Origin of the sequence: Syntrophomonas sp. UBA1041, assembly GCF_002316705.1 — a bacterium.
Taxonomy (GTDB): Bacteria; Bacillota; Syntrophomonadia; order Syntrophomonadales; family Syntrophomonadaceae; genus DTU019.
In genome coordinates this window covers 28,401-37,732 of record NZ_DCEA01000054.1, presented here as the reverse complement: position 1 = coordinate 37,732, position 9,332 = coordinate 28,401, and the positions used below count along the sequence as shown (strand labels likewise).

The 9,332-nt window shown below is 51.2% G+C and carries 10 protein-coding genes; 1 reads left to right on the top strand and 9 read right to left on the bottom strand.

Going from position 1 to position 9,332, the window contains the following annotated elements; translation table 11 throughout:
• Together B2633_RS08310 and B2633_RS08305 are read right to left on the bottom strand one after the other, a co-directional pair.
• Window positions 1-963, bottom strand: a 963-nt coding sequence (locus tag B2633_RS08310; RefSeq protein ID WP_483170133.1) for an endonuclease Q family protein, incomplete at its 3' end; no start/stop codon positions are given.
• The gene (locus B2633_RS08305; protein WP_481040548.1) at window positions 964-1,503 is read right to left on the bottom strand and encodes an NUDIX domain-containing protein; all 540 of its coding nucleotides are present in this window, start codon (window positions 1,501-1,503) and stop codon (window positions 964-966) included. It lies immediately after the preceding gene.
• A 61-nt stretch (window positions 1,504-1,564) separates the two neighbouring features.
• Between B2633_RS08305 and B2633_RS08300 the strand changes: the two genes are divergently transcribed.
• On the top strand, window positions 1,565-1,690 hold the full coding sequence (locus B2633_RS08300) for a hypothetical protein (RefSeq protein ID WP_481040550.1): 126 nt from the start codon (window positions 1,565-1,567) through the stop codon (window positions 1,688-1,690).
• Here the strand turns inward: B2633_RS08300 and B2633_RS08295 are convergent, their stop codons facing one another.
• The 7 genes from B2633_RS08295 to B2633_RS08265 form a co-directional block, all read right to left on the bottom strand.
• Window positions 1,691-2,827 carry a M20/M25/M40 family metallo-hydrolase gene (locus B2633_RS08295; protein ID WP_483170132.1) on the bottom strand — a complete coding sequence of 379 codons (1,137 nt, stop codon included), beginning with the start codon at window positions 2,825-2,827 and terminating at the stop codon, window positions 1,691-1,693. It lies immediately after the preceding gene.
• A 415-nt stretch (window positions 2,828-3,242) separates the two neighbouring features.
• Complete coding sequence (gene spo0A / locus B2633_RS08290) at window positions 3,243-4,046, bottom strand: sporulation transcription factor Spo0A (RefSeq protein WP_481040554.1); 804 nt, start codon at window positions 4,044-4,046, stop codon at window positions 3,243-3,245.
• A gap of 185 nt (window positions 4,047-4,231) precedes the next feature.
• The gene (gene spoIVB, locus B2633_RS08285) at window positions 4,232-5,587 is read right to left on the bottom strand and encodes a SpoIVB peptidase (protein ID WP_483170130.1); all 1,356 of its coding nucleotides are present in this window, start codon (window positions 5,585-5,587) and stop codon (window positions 4,232-4,234) included.
• 336 nt (window positions 5,588-5,923) lie between these two features.
• A complete protein-coding gene (gene recN / locus B2633_RS08280) occupies window positions 5,924-7,609 on the bottom strand; it encodes a DNA repair protein RecN (protein WP_483170129.1) in 1,686 nt (561 codons plus the stop codon).
• Window positions 7,610-7,639: 30 nt separating this feature from the next.
• The gene (gene argR / locus B2633_RS08275) at window positions 7,640-8,092 is read right to left on the bottom strand and encodes an arginine repressor (RefSeq protein WP_483170128.1); all 453 of its coding nucleotides are present in this window, start codon (window positions 8,090-8,092) and stop codon (window positions 7,640-7,642) included.
• A gap of 135 nt (window positions 8,093-8,227) precedes the next feature.
• Window positions 8,228-9,040 carry an NAD(+)/NADH kinase gene (locus B2633_RS08270; protein WP_483170127.1) on the bottom strand — a complete coding sequence of 271 codons (813 nt, stop codon included), beginning with the start codon at window positions 9,038-9,040 and terminating at the stop codon, window positions 8,228-8,230.
• On the bottom strand, window positions 9,037-9,332 hold a 296-nt coding region (locus tag B2633_RS08265), incomplete at its 5' end, for an SAM-dependent methyltransferase (protein ID WP_483170126.1). The genes B2633_RS08265 and B2633_RS08270, both read right to left, overlap by 4 nt.

Below are 9,332 nucleotides of genomic sequence, written 5' to 3'. Positions count from 1 at the left end.
ATCTTTCAAAGGAACCCGGTAACGATAAAGGGGCCGGCCCACCGGGTGGTGCGGTTCGTCATAGTCGCGGATACTGACGATGCGGTCATACACCCCCATCACCACGTCTGTACCCCCGCAGACCGGGCATTTGAGGATCGGAGCCTCTTCAACCGCAATGCGCCGGCATTTATTGCAATAGGTGCGGTGGTATTTCCCCAGAAGGGGGTCCATGCCAAAATTAGCAGCCACATTGCGCCCCGAGGATTTGTACAGACACAAGCGCAGCTCTTCGAAATTCTTGTTTTGCATGCGCAACAGATTGAACTCGCGCCCGATGTTGCCCGAGGAATGGGCGTCAGAATTGGATAGAAAGCTCACCGGGCGGGTTTCCGCAATGCAGTCGGCCATATCGGTGTCGGCGCTGAGGCCGAGTTCCAATATCTTGATCTGCCGGGACTGCCTCCCCAAAACGTCAGCCCAGCGCCGGGTCCAGCAGCCGTATATGCCTTTATGCGGAGTGAAAACATGAGCCGGGCAAAAGATCCCATCAAGTAAGACATTGAGATTAATGAGATCCAGAGTGCTGCATCGAGCCGCCTGAGTGGAGAGGTTGGGATTTTTGACCCTGGTATGCAGGTATTTCTGGAGAGTCCGGATACTCTTCAGGTCAGGCAGGTAGATAATAACATGTATGCCTTCACAGGTTTCTATTTCACACCCGGCGACCAGCAAGACTCCATTGTTGGCCAAAAACCCGCCCCCCGCCAGTTCCTGTAGAGAGCCCTCTGTGAGCATGGCTTCCATTTCTGCGCTGACCAACGGACTGCCCGTATCCACAATCCCCACTATATCCAGACCTTTGCGCGGGGCATCCTGAAAAAGCACCTTATGCAGGGTTAAATGCCGTGACGCGGTAATTTTAACTGCCCTTCCCTGTGCAGAGCCGATATGAATATGCAAATCAGCGTAATAACGATGCATCTACTTAGCCGCCCTACGGTTCAACCAGCACTGTATGCCGATAATACTTTTACCGTCTGCGATTTGGCCGGTTTCAATAGCCTTAACGGCCTGGTCTAACGGCATAATGACTCTTTCAACGAATTCATCCGCATCCAAATGGACGACTCCGGGAGTGAGTCCGGTGGCTAGGAATATATGTAAAAGCTCGTTGCAAAAGCCGGGCGCGCTGTAATAGGACAGCAGTTTCTCCCAGCGTTCCGCTTTCATTCCCACTTCTTCCTCCAATTCGCGCTGGGCGCAATGCAGCGGTTCTTCCCCTTCTTCCAGGGTGCCGGCCGGAATCTCCAGCAGGGTTTTTTCCAAAGGCTTGCGGTACTGGCGCACCAGGTACAGGTTTTCCTGGTCATCGATGGCAACGATAGCCACCGCGCCGGCGTGCAAAACGATCTCGCGGGTGCTCTCCTGCCCACCGGGCAGGAGCACCCGGTCGACCTTGACTTCGATGATTCTCCCTTTAAATATGGGCTTGGATTCGATAGTTTTCTCCTCGAAATACATTTTGAGCCCTCCCTGTATAACTCTTCCACCTCCTGCATATACTGCAGCAGAGGTGATGGTAATGAACATTTTTATCGCTCATAACAGCATGACCATGCAGGGCAAAATCGGAGAAATACTGGCCTGGCTGGAAAAAGTGCCAGGAGAAATGCTTCTTCAGGAGTATATTCGCCTCAGCCTGCATTGATTACGGGTTTGAGTCCGGATTTTGTTCAACAGCGGTTTGTATGATGGCCAGAATGAGCCGGGTTACGGCTGAGAGGTCGGAAAGCTTAATAAATTCCTGGCAGGTATGCACCTTCTGCATGCCCACCCCCAGGTTGGCACAGGGTATTCCCGCACCATGAATAATGCTGGCATCACTGCCTCCGCCGGTTTTTATCAAACGCGGTTTGAGCCCGATTGATCTGGCTGCTGAGGCCGCCAGGCGCACCACTTCATCGTCTGGCTTGAGGCTTATCTCGGGGTAGAGCAAAGTGATGCTGGTTTGAGCCCTGCCCCCCTGTCTTTCGACTTCGTCGCAGAATGTCTGTGTCAAGGCGGCGGTAAGCTCATCCAGTTTGCGGCGCGATAAGCTGCGGGCCTCCCCCCTGACATGGCAGTATTCAGCCACTATATTGCGGGCTTTTCCCCCGGCAATCAGCCCGAAATTACAGGTGGTATCGTGATCAATACGGCCGGAGGGCATGGACGATAAAGCTTTGGCTGCCAGGTGAACGGCGTTAAGGCCCTCCTCCGGGTTGATGCCAGCGTGAGCTGCCCGCCCGTATACCTCATATTCTATTTCATTCTGACAGGGGGACTGTATCACGATACAACCCGGCTCTCCCCCGGCATCCAAAACATAGCCGATTTCCGACTGGAGCACGCTGAAATCGAAGGCCTTGGCCCCCTTCAAGCCCTGTTCCTCCCCTACTGTGAAAAGCAGCTCCAAATCAGGAAAGGCCAGATGTTTTTCCCGTAATACATCCAGGGCTTCCAGGAGGGCGGCAATGGCGGCTTTATCGTCTGATCCCAGTATGGTATCACCCTGGCTGCGGATAATACCCGCTTCAACCACGGCAACGACACCCTCTCCCGGCTCAACTGTATCCATGTGGGCGGCGAAAAGCACCTTCTGGCCAGGCGCATTCCCGGGAATGCGCGCCAACAGGTTTCCGGATTCGCCGTTAACCGTAAGGGCAGCCGCATCTTCTGTCGCCTTGAGGCCCCGGTCGGCCATGGCCTTGATCAACAAGTCCCGTACGGCTCCTTCGCGCCCTGATACCGAGGCGGTACCGACCAGTTTACAAAAGCCTTTTACAAGCCGATCTTCATTTATCATCAACCAATCTCCTATTAATTTTTAAAAGGCGGTTTACAACGCTGTTGCCTTGTATCGATAATTAATATGGCCTTAACCGGGTTCTTAAATGCAACTCCGGCCAAAATCTTCCTTGTCCAGTATACCACCCCGGTCACAATATAGGAATTATGCCGCGGAACCATCAAAAATCTCCACCTGTAATAGTCATGCGCCCAGTCATGACCAGCGCTGGTAACCGGTGGCATGCGTCAGCCCTATAAGGGCGTCTTGCCGGCGGCGCCTTAAAGCGCACTGAACTTCTGCCAACCGCATGCCTTTGCCGGCTGCCCCTCAAAGGGGCGGCTTTTGCAAAACCTTCCCCGGTCAGGCCGGGGGTTTTTCCGCATAAAAAAAACACTCTGTAATTTCTTACAGAGTGTTCTCTTAAACTCGGTTAGCTAACCTTGTTTTCCAAGCGCAGGCGGTCGGCTATGATGGCTATGAACTCAGAATTCGTAGGCTTGCCTTTTTCTCCGCTAATGGTGTACCCAAACACCTTATTGATCTTATCTACATCTCCGCGATCCCAGGCTAATTCGATGGCGTGGCGAATAGCTCTTTCCACCCGGCTGGGAGTAGTGTCATATTTTTGAGCAATAGCCGGATACAGTTCCTTGGTCACCGCGCCCAGGTAATTGATCTCTTCAACCACCAGCATGATGGCGTCGCGTAAATACTGATATCCCTTTACATGAGCCGGCACTCCGATTTCGTGAATGACTTTGGTGACCTCAACCTCAAGGTTTTTCGCGCTGCCGTGATGCACGGTCAATGTGGCCACTCCGCCCCGGTTTTCTTCCCGGGGCTTGATGTCTCTGACCACTTGCCTGACCCGGTCTCCTAGAACCTCAAGATTAAATGGTTTTAATATGTAATAATCGACACCTAATTGAACCGCCTTCTGGGTGACATTTTCTTGTCCGAAAGCGGTTAGTATGATGATCTTGGGTCTGGTCTCCAGATTGATGCTGTTAATTTTCTCTAATACTCCAATTCCATCCATGTATGGCATGATAAGATCTAGAATTAAAACCTGAACCTCTTGTTTTTGTAAAACATTAAGAACTTCCATACCGTTGGTGCAAACATCAACTAATTCAAAATCGGGATCATTAGTGAAATAATCCCTGAGTATTCCACAGAATTCACGGTTGTCATCTGCAATCAGAACTTTGATTTTGTCGTTATCAAAAAACATTTCTTAAAAACCCCTCCTATTCCCGACTCATTGTAGAACCGATTTCGACTATTCCCCAGGTATTTCCTGCTTTTTTATTAACCTAAATTAACCTAAAATACCACAGGCAATGTCATAAACAAACAAAAGGACTAAACCAGGATCTGGAGAGGGGCTGACAACCGATATTGAAAATAAGGGGGCTTTTAAGCACAGTTCGCCAGGGCGGGCGAAAAAATCGATGTCGAAAAAGAGCTTACAGTGTTATTCTGTACCGGCATTTCCGACAAAATGTTATCCATAAATATACCGTAGCCGCGCTGAGGATCGTTTAGGAAAACATGGGTTATTGCCCCTATCAAACGCCCGTCCTGCACAATGGGACTGCCGCTCATGCCCTGGACAATGCCCCCGGTGATGGTCAACAAACGGGGATCCTCGATTTTAACCACCATACCTTTGCCATTTTTACGTTCCGGGTACACTTTTTCTATAGTCACTTCAAATTCCTCGATGCTGGTGCCGTTTACAACTGTATATATATGGGCCGGGCCGGTATGAACCTGATGGGCATAGCCGATTTCAACGCTGTGCGCCGAGGCCGGGTTTTCGACTACGCCCTCGGTGCTCCCAAAAATGCCGGCTTCAGTATTTTTAGAAATACTGCCTTTAAGGGTGCTCTCACCCTGAAAGACCCCGATTTTTTCCCCCGGACGCCCGGGTTTGCCGGGTTTGATGGTCTGAATTGATGCAGATACGATGCGCCCTTTTAATACATCGATACCTTGCTTGGTGTCCGCATCCATGATTATATGTCCCAGGGCTGCATACTGGCGGGTTTCGGGGTCCCAAAAGGTCATGGTGCCTACTCCCACCACCCCGTCGCGAACAAAAAGCCCCACCCGAAAACGCTGGGTCTCTGCACAAAAAGCCGGTTTTATTGTCAAATCAATGATCCGGTCCTTGCGTTTAATATTGAGGACCAGTTCGCTGTCTTTGACGGTATCGATGATTTGTGCCAAATCGGTTTCAGTGCTTACATCCTGATTATTGACTTTTAGGACCAGATCCCCAATCTCCACCCCCTGTTCCCGGGCGGGATATAGTTTTTGCCCCTGGCTGTCAACAATAGGCGCAAAACCCACCACCATTATGCCCCGTGATTGCAGCAAAACCCCGATTGAGTGTCCTCCAACCACCACCCGTCGAGGCGGGACCGATTCGATGGATATTGATTTTAAAGGAATGTAGCCCAGGAGTTTGATCTTGAGGGAGGCCTTGCCGGGTTTTAAAGCAGTTATCTCATAAGCGGAACCATTTTTGGATACGACTACGGCTGGATCCCCCTGGGAAGCAAAAACGCTGCGGGATGGATTAAAGATCTCCAAAACCAGCCGTTCTTCCAGCAAGCCGGGAAGCTGCATGGGAATGATGTTGGTTTCACCTACCACCATTTTCTGCTGATGGGGTAGATTAAGAATAGTGCGCGCCTGAGGGCTGCAACATAAAGCAACAAATAGTATTGAAATTATAATGCCAAAAGTGGATCGCCATCGGCGCAATTTAGTCACTCCCCTATTCGCTGATAGTTTTTATTGTCTCCCTGCAGGGAAGAAACTATACTGCACAGGGTCGTGAGCTATTTGGTTAATATCCCAGTAGATGGGCTGATAGCATAGAGTGGTTTCAAGCTATGGGAAGGATTTTTGTTTTCTTCTGAATAACTGCTGTTTGGGCTGCCGGGCAGCGATTTCATTTATAAACGAAAACTTTTAATTGTAAAAATATAAGCAAAAATATCAATAATCCAGAACAATAAAATTGAATAACCTCCCACCCATAACGTAAAAATTAAAAGCTTGCATCATGGGTTCAGCTCCCGGCGCATCAGCTAGCGTTTAATGACGGTTCTGCCATTGCTGCCCCTCAGATAACATCTGCCGGGCATGTTCCAGGGTAAGCTGACTGATATTGTCCCCGGCCAGCATACGGGCCAGCTCCTGTATGCGCTCCTCAAAGTCCAAAAGGCGTAACCGGGTAACCGTGCGCTCCCCTTCTATTTCCTTGCTGATCAGGTAATGATGGCTGGCCACGCTGGCAATAGCCGGGGCGTGAGTAACCATAAGAACCTGGTAATGATGTGACAGATTTGCCAGCTTGCGCGCCATAGCGGTTAAAGAACGCCCTCCTACCCCGGCGTCGATCTCGTCAAACACCAGGGTCGGCACATCATAAATCCCTGCCAGAACAATCTTTAGAGCCAGCACAAAACGCGATATCTCTCCGCCTGAGGCCACGCGCTGCAGAGGCTTCATCTCCTCCCCGGGGTTGGGGGAGAACATCAATTCCACCCGGTTTATGCCGGTACTGCTGGCTTCGCTGTCCAAAACCCTTACCTCGAATTTCAAATGAGGCATGTTAAGCTCTGACAGCTGCTGATGCACCTGCTCTTCCAGCTTCCGGGCGGCTTGCTTTCTGAGCTGGCTCAGCTGCTCCGCAGCATGCAAATAGTCTCTTTCCAGGGCTGATATTTCCCGTCTCAAGTCCTCCTGGCGGGTCTGGTCATTTTGCAGATACTCCAATTCCTGTTGGGCATTTTCCAGATACCGCAAAATCTCAGTGATATTCTGTCCGTAACGGCTTTTCAGGCGTTGAATAAGATGCAGCCGCGATTCCACCTCATCGAGAACATAAGGCTCATCTTCCAGAGCCTGTTTATAGGCCGATACCGAACCGGCGGTTTCTTCAATGGTGAAGCAGACTTCCTGTAAGGCAGCTTTAACAGGCTCAAAGAAAGGATCGTTAAGCGGCTGAACCAGCTGAATCGCGGTGGAGATAAGGTCATAAGCATTTTGCCCTTGTTCCTGGGTGTAGAGCAGCTCTAACAATCGCTCGGTCGCAGCCCGGAACTTCTCCAGGTTGCGAATGCGGTCGCGGGTTGTTTGCAGTTCTTCTTCTTCATCTGCTCGCAGATGGACGGATTGGATTTCACTGATTTGATAGGACAGAAAATCTATACGCTGCAGCTTGGTCTGCTCCAAGCTCTGCAGTTCTTCCAGTTCCTGACGGCGCTTCTGCAGCAATTGATAACCGCCCTCTACCTGCCTCAACAGCGCCGGGGCTCCCGGGCCGCAGCGGTCCAGGTACTGCAGATACATATGAGGCTTTAAAATGCTGAGGTGGTCATGCTGCAGATGCATATCCAGAAGCCAGGCCGAAATCTGCCTGAGCTGGGCGGCCGTGATTATCCGCCCATTCAACCGCGCCAGATTCTTTCCGCCGGCTACTATTTCCCGGCTCAATACCAGGAGACTTTCATCCTGCTCCAGGAAGCCCTTCTCAGCCAGCATGCCCTGCAGCTGCGGCAGCCCGGAGATATCAAAGCTGGCTTCGGCAACAGCAGCGCGGTCAGCATCCCGCACCAGCTCTTTCTGAGCCCTGTCACCCAGTATCAACCCCAGCGCATCGATCACGATCGATTTTCCGGCGCCGGTCTCTCCGCTCAATACGGTCAACCCGGGTTGAAAGGCGATACGCACATTATCAATTAAAACGAAGTTGCTGATATAAATCTCTAATAGCATAGCTTGCCCTTATTGGTCCTGCCGGCCCGCTCAAGCATTGAGCAAGGAGTTGAAAAGGTTCATCACTTCAGCCACCGCTATAGCGGATCTTACCACTACTATAATGGTGTCGTCACCGGCCACCGTACCCAAAATGTGATGATTTTCATAGGCATCGATGACTGAAGCCACCGATTGTGCACCTGCTGCTATGGTTTTAATCACGATGATATTTTCGCTGCAGTCGCAGTTGATCACCAGGTCTCTGAAAATCCGCTGCATGCGGTCAAAAGTATTTTTCATCGGAGTGCCTTCAGGCAGAGCATAGCGGTAGCCTGCTCCGTCAGCTGTTTTGACCAGTTTCAATTCTTTGATATCTCTGGAAACAGTGGCCTGGGTAACATCGAAACCACGCTGCTTCAAGAGATCACAGAGTTCTTCTTGTGTGCCCACCCGCTGTCCGGCAATAATGTCCAGAATGGTAAAATGGCGTCGAGCCTTCATCCTTGCCTCCTGTCCCATCTCGAATTTGACAGAGTTATCAAAGGGTCGCTGTACATATCCGGTCTGTTGGCCGGCATTTCCGTGGTGTATTGCCCTGGCAGAATATCATTTTAAGCCGGTTCAACCCGGCGGTAACTAGCCTTCAAAGGGCCTCAGCCGGCTGTTGATGGTCTTCAGGAAAGGCTTCTCCTTAAGCTTTATCAATGGCAACAGCTGTTCAGCCCGGGCGATTTCAACCCAGCGCTGCTGGTCAGACAACAAGCAGATCTGCCCGTCCAGGCATAATACGGCCTCTTCGCAGCTAAGCGGCCGCAGCCGCACCCTGCGGTCAGGATTCAGGACCAGCGGCTTCCAGGACATGGTGTTCGGTGCCAATGGAGTGATCACCAGAGCCAGGATACTAGGATCCAAAAGAGGCCCCCCGGCTGACAGTGAATAAGCGCTGGATCCGGTCGGAGTAGCTACCATAATCCCGTCACCAGAAAAAGGATAGGCCCGGCTGTTGTCGATCTGAACCGAAAAGCTTAACATCCGCGCCCCGGTGGCCTTGATGACGGCTTCATTTAAACATTGAAATTCAGAGATCAATTTTTCATCTTCGAAAACCCTCACGGCCAGCATGAGGCGGTGTTCCAGGGTGAATTGGCCCGCGATTACCCGCGGCAGATATTGCAGCAGTTCGCTGGCCTGTATATTGCTCATCGAACCGACTGTGCCCAGATTGACCCCCAGTATCGGGGTATTGCATTGTCCGTAACGCCGCGCGGCCCGCAGCATGGTGCCGTCCCCGCCCAGTACTATCATCACGTCATACCGTTGGGTGTAGGCCTCCTCACGTCCGTCATCGATGTCACATTCGATGGCCTGAGCTTGAAGCCAATCCGCTGTTTGCTCAGCCATGACAGTTGTATGTTCTTTACGGTGATTGCTTATCAATAAATATTTCATTTCGCGTTCCCCAATTGCTGGTGGGCTTCATTTACGGTTCTCTGTACAGTCGGAGTCCAGTCTGTGCCGGTTTCCTCCAGGTTTGGTCTGAAAAGCAACAAATACTCGATATTTCCTTTGGGGCCTTTGATGGGGGAAAAGGTCATGCCCTGACAAGACAAACCAGCGCCACCCGCGCAAGCGATCACCTTATTGATGACCTCCATATGGACCTGCGGGTCCCGCACTACCCCTTTCTTCCCCACCTTGTCGCGCCCAGCCTCAAATTGCGGCTTAACCAGGCATATAACCT